We start from the raw sequence: 14,275 nt of genomic DNA on the forward strand, positions 1-14,275 counted from the left end.
GATTGATTTTATGGCGGCTACTGTAGAGAAATTTGCCGCCAACGACAATGGCATTGCCGGGCGCTGGACAATCGGCGGCGGCGGGTTACAATGATCACTGTGTATTCATACAGGCTTTGGCGATGACAATCGATCTTTTTGAAGACGCGCTGCCGCCGCCGTGGCGCGAAGAGATCGCCCCCGGCGCGGTGGTGATGCACGGCTTCGTGCGCGATCACGGGCCGGAACTGCTGGCGGCGGTGCAGGGCGTCGTCGCCCAGGTGCCGTGGCGGCATTTGACCACCCCCGGCGGGCACGTGATGTCGGTGGCGATGAGCTGGTGCGGCAACGGCTGGACCAGCGACAGCCGCGGTTACCGCTATTCGGAACGCGACGCGCGCAGCGGTAAACGCTGGCCGGCCATTCCCCCCATCCTGATGGCGCTGGCGGACGAAGCCGCGCAGCAGGCGGGATTCGGCCCCTTCGTGCCGGATTCTTGCCTGATGAACCGTTACGATCCGGGCAGCAAGCTGTCGCTGCATCAGGATAAAGACGAGCACGACTTCGGTGCACCGATCGTCTCGGTGTCACTCGGGCTGCCGGCGGTGTTTCAGTTCGGCGGGCTGCAACGCAGCGACCGGGCGCGGCGCATCCCCTTGGCGCACGGCGACGTGGTGGTGTGGGGCGGCCCGGCGCGGCTCTGTTTTCACGGCATCCTGCCGGTCAAGGAAGGCTACCACTCGCTGGTGGGGTCGCACCGCATCAACATCACGCTACGCAAGGCGCTTTAGCTGTGGCTCCTGCGCCAGGCAGGCGACGAGATAGTCGATAAACACCCGCAGTTTGGGCGGCAGATACTGGTTAGGCGCGTAAAGCAACCACAGGCCGCCGTGATAGCTGCTGAGGAAATCCCATTCCGGCAATACCTGCACGATCTCGCCGTCGTCGAGCGCCTGGCGGGCGGTAAAATACGGCAGGCTGCCGATGCCGATATGCTGTTTCACCGCGTCCAGCCGCACGCCGGTGTGGTTGGCGGCGTAGCGGCCGCGCACGTTGACCGTCACCGTTTTGCCGCTGCGGCGGAACTTCCATTGCGCGTCGCTCGGCGTTTCGCCCAGATAGATGCAGCTGTGCGCCGCCAGATCGTGCGGGTGCTGCGGCGTGCCGTGCTGCACCAGGTAGTGCTGCGTGGCGCACAGCAGATGGTCTATTCTCATCAACTGGCGGCCGATCAACCCGGGCGACGGGCGATCGGTGATGCGCAGCGCCAGATCGACCCGATCGTCGATCAAATCCATGTAGCGATCTTCCAGCCGCAGCCTCACGTCCACCTTCGGGTAGCGGCGCAGGAACTCCGGCATGTGCGGATGCAGCACGAAGCGGCCCACCGCCTTGGGCACGCTGACGCTGACCAGCCCCTCGGGCTCCACGGCGCCGCGCCCGCCGATCGCCATGACCGCGTCGGCCGCCGCCAGCAGGGTGCGGCAGTGCGCAAACGCCTCTTCGCCGCTTTCGCTCAGCCGCAGTTTGCGGGTGGTGCGATGCAGCAGCTGCAGCGCCAGCGCCTGCTCGAGCTTCGCCACGCTGCGGCTGACGGCGGAAGGCGAGGTGCCCAGTTTACGGGCGGCGGCGGAAAAGCTGCCGCTCTCTACCACCTGAACGAAAACGGCCATTTCGGGCAACAGGGCGTAAGAAAGATTTGTGCTCATGACGCAAAGGTCCATTGTGATAGCGGCGGATTATCCCTCGATTATGACATGAATATAATGGCTCTTCGAACCGAGGAGAAAAATGATGACCGAACGACGTTATTACTACAGCGACGATGTACAGGGCCAGGCGCAGGTGTTGAGCTGCGCGCCGGCCGAGGCGGGCGCTTACGCCGTGGTGCTCGACGCCACGCTGTTCCACCCGCAGGGCGGCGTCCAGCCATCCGACGTGGGGACGTTAGGCGGCGTCGCCGTGCTGCGGGTGCAGCAGCAAGGAGATACCGTGCTGCACTTTACCGCCGCGCCGCTGCCGCTCGGGCCGGTGATGATGCAAATCGATGAAGCGCAGCGCCGCTTGCACGCCCGCTGGCACTCCGGCGGGCATCTGATCGGCTGGCTGGGAGAAACCCGAGGCTGGCGGCCGGTCAAGGCGCATCATTGGCCGGGGGAAGGGCGCATCACGTTTACGCCAGGGCCGGATGCGCAGACGGTAGAAGCGGACTTTTTGCAGGCGGAGCTGGCGCGTTTGATCGCCACCGATTTACCCCGCCGCCAACAGGCGGTGGAAGGTATGCGCCAGGTCTGTTTCGGCGAACTGCCCGCCTACGGCTGCGGCGGCACCCATGTCGCCAGGCTGGGCGAGGTGGGGGCGGTGATCGTCACCGGTGTCAAAATGAAGAAAGGGCAGCTGATTGTGCAGTATGAGCTGGGGTGAACACCCTTGATTATCGTACCCCGTACGAGTAGGCTGGAGGGAACGATCGCAGGAGGCGATGATAATGGACTATCTGGAGTTTATCGAAACGACCGTTTTCAGCCGAAAGCGGGCTGAATTGATGAAGGATGATGACTTTCAGGCTTTCCAAAGCTATTTGCTGTTGAACCATCATGAAGGGGATACGATCAGCCACACGGGCGGATGCAAAAAGATACGCTGGGGGCTGGACGGAAAGGGAAAACGCGGCGGCGCAAGAGTGATTTATTATCTGACGGCGCCCAGCGGCCGAGTCTATTTATTGTTGATATACCGTAAAAATGAAAAGGATGATTTATCCGGACAGGAAAAGGCGATATTGAGATCCATCGTTCAACAACTTGATTAACGATGGCGAAATTGCGTGACGAAGGAATTAAAGCATTATGAAAAAAGAACTTTTCGACGATTTGGTCAGCAGTATGAACGAAATGGTGGCGATCGAAAAGGGTAAGATGACGCCAAAATCCGAGCATGTTCACCGTCATGCTATTCCAGACGTCAAGCTGCTGCGCAAATCACGTGGGATGAAGCAGGCGGAGTTTGCCAAGGCTGTGGGGGCCAGCGTGGGACTGGTGCAAAGCTGGGAGCAGGAACGCCGCATACCCTCGGGGTCGGCACTGAAACTTCTGCTGCTGATTGAGCGTAACCCGGCATTGCTCGATGAGTTGCTGGTGATTTAAATCATACTCAGCGCCCGGCCTGCCGCAGCTGGGTGCAGAACGCGCATTGGCATCCCGCTACCGGCACCGCCGCGCAGCTGCCGATGTTCACCGGCTGGGCGTCCATGGCGTGAAAGCCGTAAAACAGATTTTCGATGTTTTGTTCCGCCGCGCGCGCCTGTTCCGGGCGCGGTTCGGGCACTTTTGACTGAAACGCCGCGGCCTTGCCGGCCAGCAGGCTGAGAAACAGCAGCGACAGCTGGATTTTCATCGTCGTCTTCCTTTGGCTGAAGTTGTGATACGTTATAACAAAACCCCATCAATGCCAAGCGGCGGTGCCGCTGTCACTCACGTTATTTTTACGCGCTGCAACAGTTTCTCATTCAATTAACACGTCGACATATCTCTTGTCGATACGCTGACTAATAATTCAAATTACAAAAATTGCCTCATTAAATGAATATTTAGATACTCGCTGTGCGGCCTGGCCAGTGCTGACACGTTTTAAATTCTGAGCATACAGAAAGATGCCTCTGTAGGTATCGTCACGCACTCTGGATAGGACATCGCCACCATGGGCTCTTTTTTTAAGCAGGTCTACCGCTATTCCCACGCGCGCCCTTATCGGCATAACGAAAACCTCTGGCCCTATGTGAAGATCGCGCGCGGCGAAGGCGGTGAAATCGCCGCCTTATGGTACAAGCACCGGCCGGTGCCGATCGTCCCGTTGAGCGAACTGCGCAGCAGCTGCCGGGGGGAGGTGCTGCTGACGGCTACCGGCCCGTCGGTGAAGGCGCTGCGCTTCGAAAATATTCCCGCCATGCCCGCCATCGGGGTCAACGGCGCCTATTTTCTGCATCGGCAGGTGGATTTTCGCTTCTACGTCATCGTGGACATGGGGTTTATCGACAGCCGCCCAGAGATCGTGCGCGACGTCATTCAACGGCCTGAGCTGACGCTGTTCACCACCGTGCACGGCGTGGCGCGCATTCTCGATCGCTTTGGCCCGGCGGCGATCGGTTGCCGATTGGCGATCGTCGAAGACGCGGCCTGCAAGATTTACCGCCCCCGGATCGACAGCGGCGCGCTGTGGGAGCACTACTGCCGGGAAAACGGCGTGGTTTTTGCCGCCGAGAGCCGCATGCTCGGCTTTAGCCAGGATATCCGCTGCGGCATTTTCGATGCCGGCACCGTGGCCTATTGGGCGCTGCAAATCATCGCCTATCTCGGCTTCAAGCAGCTGTTTATCGCCGGGCTGGACATGAACAACTTCCACCAGCCGCGCTTTTACGAAACGGAACAGGATCGGTTGCCCACGTTCCTAGCGGACAAGGTGGAGTCGCTGGTGATCCCCGCTTTTCGACACGCCGGCGCGATCATGAAAAAGCAGCAGATCGCGATATAAAACCTCTCCCTGCACAGCGCTATCGGCAGCGATATCTTCGAGAAGGTGGACGGCAATGTTTACTTTCAGCAAGCCTGAGCGGTGTTATCGCTTCGGCAGCGCGCTGTTTTTAGCCTTCGCGTTTTTCAGCGCGATCTTTTGCGGGCAGACCCGCGTCAACAACCTGTTTCATTTGGCGGCGCTGCTATGGCTGGCCGCCGTATTCACCTGGCCGCCGCTGCGGCGGCAGCTGTGGGCCAATCGTCAGGCGCGCCGGGGCGGCGGGCTGGCGCTGATGTTTTTGCTTTATTATTCCCTCAGCGCGCTGTGGGGCGAGACGCCAGGCGACATGCCGTCGGCCCTGACCCACAGCGCCTATATCCTGCTCTACCTCGCCTGGCTGGTGACGCTGCTCGACGGTGAGCGGCGTCACCAACTGCAGTGGGCGATGCTGGCCGGCATGACGGCGCTGTGCCTGTATCTGACGCTGGTCGACGCCCCGTCGATTTATCATCTGCGAGAAACCACCGCCCGCAATCCGGGGCCGAGCAACGTGATCGATCTGGCCGGTTACGCCGCCATCGCCATTTTGTTGAGCCTGATGATTTTCCGCGATACCGGGCAAAAAGCGGCGCTGTGCTTTATCCCGCCGCTGCTGGCATTCATGGTGCTGACGCAAAGCCGCGGCCCGCTGATCGCACTGGCGCTCGCGGTGGTAGTGGCGATGCCTTATCGACACCGGCCGGGACGGTGGCTGTGGTTTCTGTTGCCCGGCGCGCTGGCTGTGGTTCTTGCCGTCGTTTACAGCGCGATCGGCGAAATGTTGCTGACGCGTTTTGGCGAGCTGTATCAACAGAGCTTTGTTCGCATCAGCATTTGGCGCCACAGCCTGGCGCTGATCGAACAGGCGCCGTTCTTCGGCTACGGTTTTGATAAGCAGCTTAACTTTCTCAATTACACCGGCGAGCTGAACCACACCACGCACAGCCTGTACCTCGGCGCGTTGCTGAAGGGCGGCTGCGTGGGTTTCCTGTTGCTGCTGGCGCTGCTGGGATATGGCGCGCGGCTCGCCATCGCACACTGGCGCGCAGGGCGGCGCTGGGAGGCGGGTCTGTTTCTGTTTATGCTGGTGTTCTACAGTTCGCAGGGCATGTTTGTGATCGCCAATCCGGCGGAGTTTTGGTACCTGTTTTGGCTGCCGCTGGCGCTGCTGCTGTCGCAGCCTAAACGGCGGCCGATCGGGACTGTGCAGACGACAGCGCCGCCAGCGTCTTCTCCCACACCTGTTCCGCCGCGATAATACTAAGCGGCTGGCGGCGCTCAGCGGCACTCAGCGCGGCGCTGTCAACCGGCACGTGCATCACCTGATGCCGTTCGCTGTCCTGATAGGGGCCGGTATGCCGCGGGTTAGCGGTGACGAACAGGCTGACGGTGGCGGTTTTCAACGCCACGGCGAGGTGAAGCGGCCCGGTATCGCCGGTCACCAGCACCTGCAGATTGGCGATCGTCGCCAGCAGTTGCGGTAACGTGGTCGCGCCGATATGGCTTACCACCCGCTGTTGCTGTTCCTCGCTCAAACCTGCCATAAATTCCCGTTCGAGGCTGCGCTCCGCCTTGCTGCCAATCAACGCGATCTGACAGTCGGGTGAGTGCGCCAGCAGCCGTTGCGCCAGCTCAACAAAGCGATCGACCGGCCAGCGGCGCAGCGTTTCGGAGGCGCCCATCTGAAAGCCGATCAGGATCTTGCCCGCCGGTTTCGCCAGCGTGGGAAAAGCGACCGGGATGAACATGTCAGGATTGTCGGTACGGCACCCCAATTGCCCCACCATATCCAGCTTGCGCTGAATCAAATGGCCGTCGCTGCTGTGGCTGACGCCGGTCAGCCAGCGCTCCATGCCGCTCGGTTTGTTGCCGTAAACGTCTTTGAACAGGTATTGGCAACCGGCGGCGATGGCGACCAGCACGTCGTAAGGCGCCTTCGAGTGCAGGATGACCGCCAGCTGTGGCCGGTTTTTTCGCAGGCGCCGGATAACGGCCAACATGTCTTTGGCCTTGTGGTCCCAGTAAATCACGTCATGAAAGCAGGGGCTGCCTTCGACCAGCTGCCGGTTTTTATGGCTGGAGACCAGCGTGATTTGCGCGCCGGGATAGCGTTCGCACAGTGCGCGGATGGCGGGCGTATTGAACATCAGATCGCCGAGGGCGCTGGTGGAGAAAATCACGATGCGTTCAAAGGATTGCTGCGGATCGAAGCTCGCTGCGGGCCGGAAATTGCCCGCGATGCGGGTATAGAGACGTAAACCGGCGTTGGCCGCCGCTATTTTCCACTGTTTAGACATTGCAGTTCGCTTCCGCTTGAGATCGGCGGCCACCGTCTGGCGCCGCGTCGTATCATACAAGCGCGGCAACGGTGGGCCAATGGCCCGCAACAGATTGCGACAGATGCTAACGTTATGTTTGCAATTGCCGCCGCGCGCCGCGCTTACTCCTCCCAGACCTGCGTACTGCGCGGGCTGTCCATCTGATAATCCGAGTAGGGGCGAGTGAAGAACTCACGCCCCAGTTCGCGGGCGGCCTGCAGCGGATTGCGCGGATCGCGGGCGATCTCGCCGCGCTGGTTGCCGGCGCCGTGCACCATGCCGACGAACGCGGAATGGGTGTAGCGGCTGAATTCCTGGAGCTGATGCACGATGCCCAGCGCCGCGCCGGGGTAGGTCTCTTCCGACGCTACCGCCAGCCCGATACGCTTGCCGCTCATGCGCTGGTGCACCTGTTCCGCCTGAGGGTAGGCGTTGGAATAGAAGCTGAACGAGCGATCGAAAAAGGCTTTGGTTTGCGCCGACATGCCGTACCAGTAAATCGGCGTGCAGAATACCGCGCCATCGGCCGGCAGGAAGTGCTCCAGGAACAGCTCGGCGTAGCGATCGGCCGGCGGCGGCGTGTGGCGTTCATCGCTCAGAAAACCGCTCAGGTAATCATCGAGAAAATGCAGGCTGGCGGACGTGCCGGCTTCGGCGGCGCCCGCCAGGATCGCCTGCGCCAACGTGGCGCTGTTGCCGTCGCGGCGCGGGCTGCCGACCAGCACCACCAGACGTTTGGATTGATGAGTTGTATTCATGTCATGTTCCTCGGTATGAAGTGGATTCAGCCCTACTCTAGAAACAAGTGCCGGCGGGCGACAAATGACCGCTTTTCTGCCAGGATGATTTCAACTCATCTCAAGAGGCTTCGCCATGTTTGCCACGCTGCCCGTCAACGCATTACGCACCTTTGAATCCGCCGCTCGCCTGCGCAGCTTCAAGCTGGCGGCGGCCGAGCTGGCGGTGACGCCGACGGCGATTTCGCACCAGATCAAAGCGCTGGAACAGCAGTTGGGGTTTGCGCTGTTCGAGCGGGTGCCGCGCGGCGTGCGGCTGACGCCGAAAGGCGAAACGCTGTTTGCCGGGGTGCACGGCGCGCTGCTGGACATCGCCGCCACGCTCGAGGGCCTGCGGCCGCAGCCCAGCACCGGGTCGCTGTGCGTCTCGGTCACGCACTCTTTCGCGGCGCTGTGGCTGGTGCCGCGCCTGGGGCGTTTCTATCAGGCGTACCCGCACTATCTGGTGCGCCTGGAGGCCTGCGCCGAGGTGATCGATCTGCAGCAGGACGCCAGCGTGGACGTGGCGGTGCGTTACAGCCGCGCGCAGTATCCTGCGCTGCATCAGACGGCGCGGCTGGAGGAAAGCTTTGGCGTCTACGCCGCACCGGGGCTGGCCGCCGCCGAGCCGGAAAATCCGGTGCTGATCACCGTCAAGTGGGGGGATTCGGCGCTGTACGACAGCGGTTGGCGCGACTGGTGCCGGGCTGCCGGCGTAGACTGGTGGCAGCGCCATGCGGCGATGCGCAGCTATCACGAGGAGCATTACGCCCTGCAGGCAGCGGTGGCCGGGCAGGGGCTGGTGCTCGCCAGTTCGGTGATGGTGTCCGATATGGTGGACAACGGTCTGTTGGTGGCGTACCGGCCGGAGGTGCGCGTACCGGGCGCCGCCTATAGCGTGCTGTGCGCGCCGGGGCGCGAGCGGCATCCGCCGGTCAGGGCGTTTCTCGCCTGGCTGCAGCAGGAGCTGCCGCAGGGCAATGGCACGAAATAAAAGTTTTATCGTTCTAAGCTGTGGGAATATCAGCGAACTTTTGTTTTTACTTCACTGCGAGAACCTATCATGAGCCAGCCAAGAACCTCCGATTACCCGATTGATGCGCAATTTATCGAGCGCTGGTCGCCGCGCGCGATGGCCAACGACGCCATCGACGATCAAACGCTGCTGAGCTTTTTTGAAGCGGCGCGCTGGTCGCCATCGGCCTACAACATTCAGCCGTGGCGCTTTGCCTACAGTAAGCACGGTTCCGACAGCTGGGAGAACTACCTGGAATTCCTGATCGACTTCAACCGCGGCTGGGCGCAGCACGCTTCGGCGCTGGTGGTGATCGTCTCCAAAACCACCAGCCTGAACGGCGAACGGCTGGTGGACAACCCGACCCACGCGTTCGACACCGGCGCCGCCTGGGCCAGCCTGGCGCATCAGGCGCACCTGAAAGGCTGGTTGACCCACTGCATGAGCGGCATTCACCACGACAAGATTAAGGCGGCGCTGCAGCTGCCGGACGACTATGCGGTGCACGCCATGGTGGCGATCGGTAAACCGGGCGACAAGGCCCGCCTGCCGGATTTCCTGCAGGAAAAAGAGGCGCCGTCGGGCCGCCTGCCGCTGGGCAAGACCGTCAGCGAAGGGCTGAATTTCACGCTGTGATTTCCCGCTTTCCCTCAGGCCCGCTTGGCGGGCCTTTTTTATGCGGTGAGTAAAACTTAGGGAGTATGTTCTCGTTCGCTTGTTCGCTGTATATTTTGTTATATAGCGATTGCGTAATGAGGAGGAAACCGTGGGTGACCATTTTGGCAAAGGGCTGTTGGCGGGGCTAAAGGCGGAGAACCTGAAGCCGGAGACGGAGCTGTCGCGCTTTTGCTCCGACTACAAGCGCGGCTTTGTGCTCGGCTATGCGCATCATTTGGCGCAGCGCTGCGGCGACGAAAACCGGGCGGCGTTCGAAGCCGGGCAGCTGAGCCGCGCCTATGGCCTCGGCAGTGAGCCGATGAGCGAGTTCTTTTCCGGCGGCGACAGCCGGCTGGCGGAGAAGTTGTTCCGCGCCGGCTATAACCGGCCGACGCAGGGCTAGCGCGGGCGGGGCGTCAGGCGGCGCTCAGCACCGCCACCATATACACGCACGGTTGGTCGCTCTGGTTTTCAAAGCGGCAGTCCGCCGGCGGGCCGAGCTCCAGGCAGTCTCCCTCGGCCATGTCATGGCGCGCGTCACCTTCCACAAAGACCAACTCGCCGGATAAGACCCAGATCAGCTGGCGCTTGAAGGCATACACCGAAGCCGGCATCGGGATCGTCGCGCCGGCCGGCAGTTCGATACGCACCAGATCGAGCGGCAGATCGGTGCGCGGCGAAACGTGGCGCCGCACGTAGCCGCTCTCCGGATCGACCCAGATCGGTTGATCTTCCCGGCGCAGCAGCCGGCCTTCCTGCGTTTCCGCCCGGGCGATCAGCTTGGACATGCTGAGGCCGAACGCCCCCGCCAGCCTGCCCAGCAGCATCGCCGTCGGGCTGCTCTCGCCGCGCTCGATCTTATGAACCATCGCCCGTGAAACGCCCGCCTGCTCAGCCAGATCGGACAGCGACCAGTGGCGCGCCTCGCGTTCAATGCGAATGCGTGCGCCGATCAGCTGATTTAGATTGTCTAATTTAATATTCATATCGTAGTATTATAGTGGACAATTGGCCGGGGTAAACCATGATTATACGAAATGCGACGCTCAACGATAGCGCGGCGATTGCCGCCATCTATAACGACGCGGTGTTGAACAGCACCGCCATCTGGAATGAACAAACGGTGGATGCGGCCAATCGCGCGGCGTGGATCGGCGAACGGCAGGCGGCGGGCTACCCGGTGCTGGTGCTGGTGGCGGTGAACGGCGCGGACGAGGCGATCGGCTACGCGTCGTTCGGCGACTGGCGCGCCTGGGACGGCTATCGCCATACCGTAGAACACTCGGTGTATGTCCATCAGGCGCATCGTGGTGAAGGGATTGGCAAAGCGCTGTTGATCGCCCTGATCGCACGGGCGCGGGAGATCGGCAAGCACGTGATGGTGGCCGGCATCGAATCCGGTAATCAGGCCTCCATTCAGCTGCATCTGGCGCTCGGGTTCCGCGAGGTGGGGCGCATGGAGCAGGTGGGTGCCAAATTCGGCCAATGGCTGGATCTGACCTTCCTGCAGCTGACGCTCGACGAGCGGGTCACGCCGCCCGCACGCTGATCCCGGGAGACAGAGCGATGAATATGCTGTTGCTGCTGGTGGCGGCGGGAATGGGGCTGGTGGTGCAGAATCTGCTGATGGTGCGCATTACCGAAAGCGTCTCGACCATCCTTATCACGCTGGTAATCAACTCCAGCGTCGGTTTGCTGCTGCTGGTGGGGTTGCTGCTGGCCAAAAACGGCCTCGACGCGGTGGCGGAAGTGACCGGCGCCGCCAGGTGGTGGATGCTGCTGCCGGGGCTGCTGGGATCGCTGTTCGTGTTTGCCGGTATCCTTGGCTACCAAAAACTGGGGGCGGCGGCCACCATCTCGATCCTGGTCGCCAGCCAGCTGTGCATGGGGCTGCTGGTGGACGTCTACCGCGCCGGCCCGGCGGCGCTGCGCGAGAATCTGCCGGCGCTGTTCGGCGCCCTGCTGTTGGTGGCGGGCGCCTATCTGGTGGCGAAACGCAGCTTTTGACGGCGGCTGAAATGCAAAAAGCCCGCTCGGGTTTCCCTGAGCGGGCTTCTCTAAATATGGCTCCTCTGACTGGACTCGAACCAGTGACATACGGATTAACAGTCCGCCGTTCTACCGACTGAACTACAGAGGAATCGTGTGAACGGGGCGAATAATAGCGGGGCGGTTGCGGCTTGTAAAGCGTGAAAGCGCCCGATGCGTTCGTTTGCTGCAAGATTGCCCAACCTGCTGCTTTTTCTCGCTTTTGTCGCTTATCCCGCGCGCAGCGCCGCCGAATTGCCCTCTGGTCGGCGCCGTTGCTTGCCTGTGGTGCAACGTCTGCCCTGCGCGGTGGCGCTCGCCGCCCGACGAACGGCCGTCGGCCGCCGTGTATCCCGCTTCCATGGCCGTTTACCGACTCTGGCCCGGATCTTGCTGCGGTGCCTGACCGGATTTCGGCATTCTCAATTTAGCGGCTCGCTGGAGGCACTATGAATTTCAGACGTCTGAAGTACTTCGTGAAAATCGTTGATATCGGCAGCCTGACCCAGGCGGCGGAGGTGTTGCATATCGCCCAGCCGGCGCTCAGCCAGCAGCTGGCGACGCTGGAGGGGGAGCTGAAGCAACAGCTGCTGATCCGCACCAAGCGCGGCGTACAGCCGACCGAGGCCGGCAATATTCTCTATGCCCACGCGCAGACCATTCTGCGCCAGTGCGAGCAGGCGCAGAGCGCGGTTAACAGCGCCGGGCAGGCGATGAGCGGCCAGGTGTCTCTCGGGTTGGCGTCGGGCAGCACCGCGGCGCAGCTGGCGCTGCCGCTGCTGCAGAGCCTGCGCGATCAGCAGCCGGGTATCCTGCTCAGCCTGCATGAGAACAGCGGCGCGGCGCTGGCCGGGCAGGTGGCCAATCAGACGCTGGACATGGCGATGGTCTACGGCGCCAAGATGCCCGCCGGGCTGCACGCCATCGCACTGATGCGCGAAGATCTCTATCTGGTGGCGACGCGCGCGGTGCCGCATCCCGGCAACAGCGTCGAGCTGCTGGACGTGGCGCGGCTGAACCTGTTCCTGCCGCGCGAGGGCGATGCGGTGCGCAACCTGCTGGAAGAGGCGATGGCGTTGCGCAAGCTGGCTGTCAACGTGGTGGGGGAGATCGAATCCTCGGGCGCGCTGAGCGCCGCGATCGCCGGCGGGCTGGGGGCGACCGTGCTGCCGGAATCGGTGGCACGCGCGATGATCGGCCCGGCCAAGGCCTGGATGGCGCGCATCAATGCGCCGACGATGTCGGTGCCGCTGGCGCTGTGCATGTCGGGCCAACAGGCGCTGTCCGCCCCGGCGCTGCTGGTCAAAGACATGCTGCTGTCGATCGCCGGCGGCCGCAGCCAGGAGAAACGCGCGCTGGCGCTGGTGCGTTGAGGAAAAAACGGCCCGCCGCAGCGGGCCTGATAACCGTTATCGGAACGGCGGTTCGTTGAAGGTGCGCAGCTTGCGCGAGTGCAGGCGGTCGCCCTCGGCGCGCAGCAGATCGATGGCGCAGATGCCGATCTGCAGGTGCTCGGAGATCGCCCCTTCATAGAAGCGGTTGGCCTGGCCCGGCAGTTTTATTTCGCCGTGCAGCGGTTTGTCGGAGACGCACAGCAGCGTGCCGTACGGCACCCGGAAGCGGTAACCCTGAGCGGCGATGGTTGCGCTCTCCATGTCGACCGCCACCGCGCGGCTGAGGTTGAAGCGCCGCGCCGAAGCGGAATAGCGCAGCTCCCAGTTGCGGTCGTCGGTGGTGACCACGGTGCCGGTGCGCAGGCGCTGTTTGACCTCTTCGCCGGGCATGCCGCTGACCATCTTGGTGGCGTCGTACAGGGCGCGCTGCACCTCGGCGATGCTCGGGATCGGAATATCCGGCGGCAGCACCGCATCCAGCACGTGATCGTCGCGCAGATAGGCGTGGGCCAGCACATAGTCGCCGATCGACTGGCTTTCGCGCAGGCCGCCGCAGTGGCCGATCATCAGCCAGGCGCTCGGGCGCAGCACCGCCAGGTGATCGCAGATGGTTTTGGCGTTGGACGGGCCGACGCCGATGTTGATCAGCGTGATGCCCTGGCCGGTGCGCGAAATCAGGTGATAGGCCGGCATCTGGTGGTTTTTCCACGCCAGATCGGACACCGCCTGCTCCGGGGCGCTGGTTTCCGGCGTGATATAGGTGCCGCCGGCGCTGGAGAGCGCGATGTACGGGCTGGCCGGATCGGCGATCTGGGCGCAGGCCCAGCGCACGAACTCATCCACATAGCGGGTGTAGTTGGTGAACAGCACGAACGGCTGGAAGTGCTCCACCGGCGTGCCGGTGTAGTGCCGCAGCCGCGCCAGCGAGAAATCCGCGCGCAGCGCATCGAAATGCGACAGCGGGAAATGGTTGTCGGTGGTGTGGTACAGGCCGTCGGCGGTTTCGTCACCGATCTGCGCCAGCTCGGTGGTGGGGAAATGCTGCGCGATGCCGGCGCTCATCGAGCGATCGAGCGCCAGGCTGGAGCCGTCGATCACGTAAGGGAACGGGATCTCCTGCTGCGACGGCGCCACTTCGATATGGGCGGCGTAATCGTGCTCCAGCATCGCCAGCTGTTCGGCCAGATAGTGGCGGAACAGCTGCGGCCGGGTCACGGTGGTGCTGTAGCTGCCGGGATGGGTGAAGCGGCCGAAGGCGCGGGTTTTGCTCGGGCCGGATTGCTGCCCGTCCCAGCTGACGCGCAGTTCGGGATACACGAACAGCCCGGCGGCGCGCGCCTGCGCATCCGGCAGCGTGCCGTGGCTGATAAAGTCGCCGACCGCCTGACGCAGCGCGTCTACCGCGGCGTCATACAGGGCTTCCAGTTGATCGAGTGCCTGATCGGCGCTGAGGCCGCTGCGAGGTGGGGCATAGCTCATACTTTCTCCTTGGATGTCCCGGCTCTGTGGCGGGGTTGCGGCGTTTTACCGTCACAGGTTAGCCGAAGAAGGGCGTAA

17 protein-coding genes, 1 tRNA gene and 1 pseudogene are annotated in these 14,275 nt (G+C 62.6%); 12 read left to right on the forward strand and 7 right to left on the reverse strand.

Annotation, left to right across the window (positions count from 1 at the left end):
• Positions 1-122 precede the first annotated feature (122 nt).
• Positions 123-770, forward strand: coding sequence for a DNA oxidative demethylase AlkB (gene alkB, locus AC4PR2_RS16980; RefSeq protein ID WP_197803115.1), 648 nt, complete (start codon positions 123-125; stop codon positions 768-770).
• Here alkB and AC4PR2_RS16985 read toward each other — a convergent pair.
• Entirely contained in the window at positions 753-1,688 is a 936-nt protein-coding gene (locus tag AC4PR2_RS16985) for a LysR family transcriptional regulator (RefSeq protein WP_049212009.1), read from the reverse strand. The genes alkB and AC4PR2_RS16985 overlap by 18 nt on opposite strands.
• An 85-nt stretch (positions 1,689-1,773) precedes the next feature.
• Here AC4PR2_RS16985 and AC4PR2_RS16990 point away from each other — a divergent pair, with 85 nt between their 5' ends.
• The 3 genes from AC4PR2_RS16990 to nadS all read left to right on the forward strand — a co-directional run bounded on the left by AC4PR2_RS16990 (position 1,774) and on the right by nadS (position 3,125).
• A complete protein-coding gene (locus tag AC4PR2_RS16990) occupies positions 1,774-2,403 on the forward strand; it encodes an alanyl-tRNA editing protein (protein ID WP_492175311.1) in 630 nt (209 codons plus the stop codon).
• Between the two features lie 64 nt (positions 2,404-2,467).
• A complete protein-coding gene (locus AC4PR2_RS16995; RefSeq protein WP_197803116.1) occupies positions 2,468-2,791 on the forward strand; it encodes a type II toxin-antitoxin system RelE/ParE family toxin in 324 nt (107 codons plus the stop codon).
• 37 nt (positions 2,792-2,828) lie between these two features.
• The gene (gene nadS, locus AC4PR2_RS17000; RefSeq protein WP_060420390.1) at positions 2,829-3,125 is read left to right on the forward strand and encodes a NadS family protein; all 297 of its coding nucleotides are present in this window, start codon (positions 2,829-2,831) and stop codon (positions 3,123-3,125) included.
• Positions 3,126-3,132: 7 nt separating this feature from the next.
• Here the strand turns inward: nadS and AC4PR2_RS17005 are convergent, their stop codons facing one another.
• Positions 3,133-3,375 carry a hypothetical protein gene (locus AC4PR2_RS17005; protein WP_025303447.1) on the reverse strand — a complete coding sequence of 81 codons (243 nt, stop codon included), beginning with the start codon at positions 3,373-3,375 and terminating at the stop codon, positions 3,133-3,135.
• Between the two features lie 303 nt (positions 3,376-3,678).
• Between AC4PR2_RS17005 and AC4PR2_RS17010 the strand changes: the two are divergent.
• Positions 3,679-4,587: pseudogene (locus AC4PR2_RS17010) on the forward strand (WaaZ-like lipopolysaccharide core biosynthesis protein).
• The gene (locus AC4PR2_RS17015) at positions 4,565-5,788 is read left to right on the forward strand and encodes an O-antigen ligase family protein (RefSeq protein WP_337046634.1); all 1,224 of its coding nucleotides are present in this window, start codon (positions 4,565-4,567) and stop codon (positions 5,786-5,788) included. Before AC4PR2_RS17010 ends, AC4PR2_RS17015 begins: the two are co-directional and overlap by 23 nt.
• Here the strand turns inward: AC4PR2_RS17015 and AC4PR2_RS17020 are convergent.
• Together AC4PR2_RS17020 and AC4PR2_RS17025 are read right to left on the reverse strand one after the other, a co-directional pair.
• Positions 5,712-6,827, reverse strand: a complete 1,116-nt coding sequence (locus AC4PR2_RS17020) for a glycosyltransferase family 9 protein (RefSeq protein WP_060420396.1) — start codon at positions 6,825-6,827, stop codon at positions 5,712-5,714. The two genes, AC4PR2_RS17015 and AC4PR2_RS17020, sit on opposite strands and share 77 nt — an antisense overlap.
• Before the next feature lie 143 nt (positions 6,828-6,970).
• Positions 6,971-7,606: an NAD(P)H-dependent oxidoreductase gene (locus AC4PR2_RS17025; protein ID WP_197803120.1), complete on the reverse strand. Its 636-nt coding sequence runs from the start codon at positions 7,604-7,606 to the stop codon at positions 6,971-6,973.
• Positions 7,607-7,721: 115 nt separating this feature from the next.
• Between AC4PR2_RS17025 and AC4PR2_RS17030 the strand changes: the two genes are divergently transcribed.
• The 3 genes from AC4PR2_RS17030 (at position 7,722) to AC4PR2_RS17040 (ending at position 9,699) form a co-directional block, all read left to right on the forward strand.
• On the forward strand, positions 7,722-8,618 hold the full coding sequence (locus tag AC4PR2_RS17030; protein WP_060443061.1) for a LysR substrate-binding domain-containing protein: 897 nt from the start codon (positions 7,722-7,724) through the stop codon (positions 8,616-8,618).
• Between the two features lie 69 nt (positions 8,619-8,687).
• Positions 8,688-9,275: a nitroreductase family protein gene (locus tag AC4PR2_RS17035; protein ID WP_033635168.1), complete on the forward strand. Its 588-nt coding sequence runs from the start codon at positions 8,688-8,690 to the stop codon at positions 9,273-9,275.
• Between the two features lie 130 nt (positions 9,276-9,405).
• A complete protein-coding gene (locus AC4PR2_RS17040; protein ID WP_492175305.1) occupies positions 9,406-9,699 on the forward strand; it encodes a DUF2623 family protein in 294 nt (97 codons plus the stop codon).
• Between the two features lie 13 nt (positions 9,700-9,712).
• On the opposite strand, the gene AC4PR2_RS17045 is transcribed toward AC4PR2_RS17040, so the two are convergent.
• On the reverse strand, positions 9,713-10,282 hold the full coding sequence (locus AC4PR2_RS17045) for a helix-turn-helix domain-containing protein (protein WP_060420404.1): 570 nt from the start codon (positions 10,280-10,282) through the stop codon (positions 9,713-9,715).
• A gap of 38 nt (positions 10,283-10,320) precedes the next feature.
• Between AC4PR2_RS17045 and AC4PR2_RS17050 the strand changes: the two genes are divergently transcribed.
• A complete protein-coding gene (locus AC4PR2_RS17050; RefSeq protein ID WP_197803126.1) occupies positions 10,321-10,845 on the forward strand; it encodes a GNAT family N-acetyltransferase in 525 nt (174 codons plus the stop codon).
• Between the two features lie 17 nt (positions 10,846-10,862).
• Positions 10,863-11,303 carry a DMT family transporter gene (locus AC4PR2_RS17055; protein WP_060420408.1) on the forward strand — a complete coding sequence of 147 codons (441 nt, stop codon included), beginning with the start codon at positions 10,863-10,865 and terminating at the stop codon, positions 11,301-11,303.
• Positions 11,304-11,360: 57 nt separating this feature from the next.
• On the opposite strand, the gene AC4PR2_RS17060 is transcribed toward AC4PR2_RS17055, so the two are convergent.
• Positions 11,361-11,436, reverse strand: a tRNA-Asn gene (locus tag AC4PR2_RS17060).
• A 337-nt stretch (positions 11,437-11,773) separates the two neighbouring features.
• Between AC4PR2_RS17060 and nac the strand changes: the two genes are divergently transcribed.
• Entirely contained in the window at positions 11,774-12,697 is a 924-nt protein-coding gene (nac, locus tag AC4PR2_RS17065) for a nitrogen assimilation transcriptional regulator NAC (RefSeq protein WP_084827455.1), read from the forward strand.
• 36 nt (positions 12,698-12,733) lie between these two features.
• On the opposite strand, the gene AC4PR2_RS17070 is transcribed toward nac, so the two are convergent.
• A complete protein-coding gene (locus AC4PR2_RS17070; protein WP_049198706.1) occupies positions 12,734-14,197 on the reverse strand; it encodes an AMP nucleosidase in 1,464 nt (487 codons plus the stop codon).
• Between the last annotated feature and the right edge of the window lie 78 nt (positions 14,198-14,275).

The organism is Serratia sp. A07, assembly GCF_058725505.1.

What these genes read in the sequence shown, in the direction of transcription:
- alkB (WP_197803115.1), top strand. Translation starts at nt 123, where the DNA reads ATGACAATCGATCTTTTTGAAGACGCGCTGCCGCCGCCGTGGCGCGAA.
- AC4PR2_RS16985 (WP_049212009.1), bottom strand. Translation starts at nt 1,688, where the DNA reads ATGAGCACAAATCTTTCTTACGCCCTGTTGCCCGAAATGGCCGTTTTC.
- AC4PR2_RS16990 (WP_492175311.1), top strand. Translation starts at nt 1,774, where the DNA reads ATGACCGAACGACGTTATTACTACAGCGACGATGTACAGGGCCAGGCG.
- AC4PR2_RS16995 (WP_197803116.1), top strand. Translation starts at nt 2,468, where the DNA reads ATGGACTATCTGGAGTTTATCGAAACGACCGTTTTCAGCCGAAAGCGG.
- nadS (WP_060420390.1), top strand. Translation starts at nt 2,829, where the DNA reads ATGAAAAAAGAACTTTTCGACGATTTGGTCAGCAGTATGAACGAAATG.
- AC4PR2_RS17005 (WP_025303447.1), bottom strand. Translation starts at nt 3,375, where the DNA reads ATGAAAATCCAGCTGTCGCTGCTGTTTCTCAGCCTGCTGGCCGGCAAG.
- AC4PR2_RS17015 (WP_337046634.1), top strand. Translation starts at nt 4,565, where the DNA reads ATGTTTACTTTCAGCAAGCCTGAGCGGTGTTATCGCTTCGGCAGCGCG.
- AC4PR2_RS17020 (WP_060420396.1), bottom strand. Translation starts at nt 6,827, where the DNA reads ATGTCTAAACAGTGGAAAATAGCGGCGGCCAACGCCGGTTTACGTCTC.
- AC4PR2_RS17025 (WP_197803120.1), bottom strand. Translation starts at nt 7,606, where the DNA reads ATGAATACAACTCATCAATCCAAACGTCTGGTGGTGCTGGTCGGCAGC.
- AC4PR2_RS17030 (WP_060443061.1), top strand. Translation starts at nt 7,722, where the DNA reads ATGTTTGCCACGCTGCCCGTCAACGCATTACGCACCTTTGAATCCGCC.
- AC4PR2_RS17035 (WP_033635168.1), top strand. Translation starts at nt 8,688, where the DNA reads ATGAGCCAGCCAAGAACCTCCGATTACCCGATTGATGCGCAATTTATC.
- AC4PR2_RS17045 (WP_060420404.1), bottom strand. Translation starts at nt 10,282, where the DNA reads ATGAATATTAAATTAGACAATCTAAATCAGCTGATCGGCGCACGCATT.
- AC4PR2_RS17050 (WP_197803126.1), top strand. Translation starts at nt 10,321, where the DNA reads ATGATTATACGAAATGCGACGCTCAACGATAGCGCGGCGATTGCCGCC.
- AC4PR2_RS17055 (WP_060420408.1), top strand. Translation starts at nt 10,863, where the DNA reads ATGAATATGCTGTTGCTGCTGGTGGCGGCGGGAATGGGGCTGGTGGTG.
- nac (WP_084827455.1), top strand. Translation starts at nt 11,774, where the DNA reads ATGAATTTCAGACGTCTGAAGTACTTCGTGAAAATCGTTGATATCGGC.
- AC4PR2_RS17070 (WP_049198706.1), bottom strand. Translation starts at nt 14,197, where the DNA reads ATGAGCTATGCCCCACCTCGCAGCGGCCTCAGCGCCGATCAGGCACTC.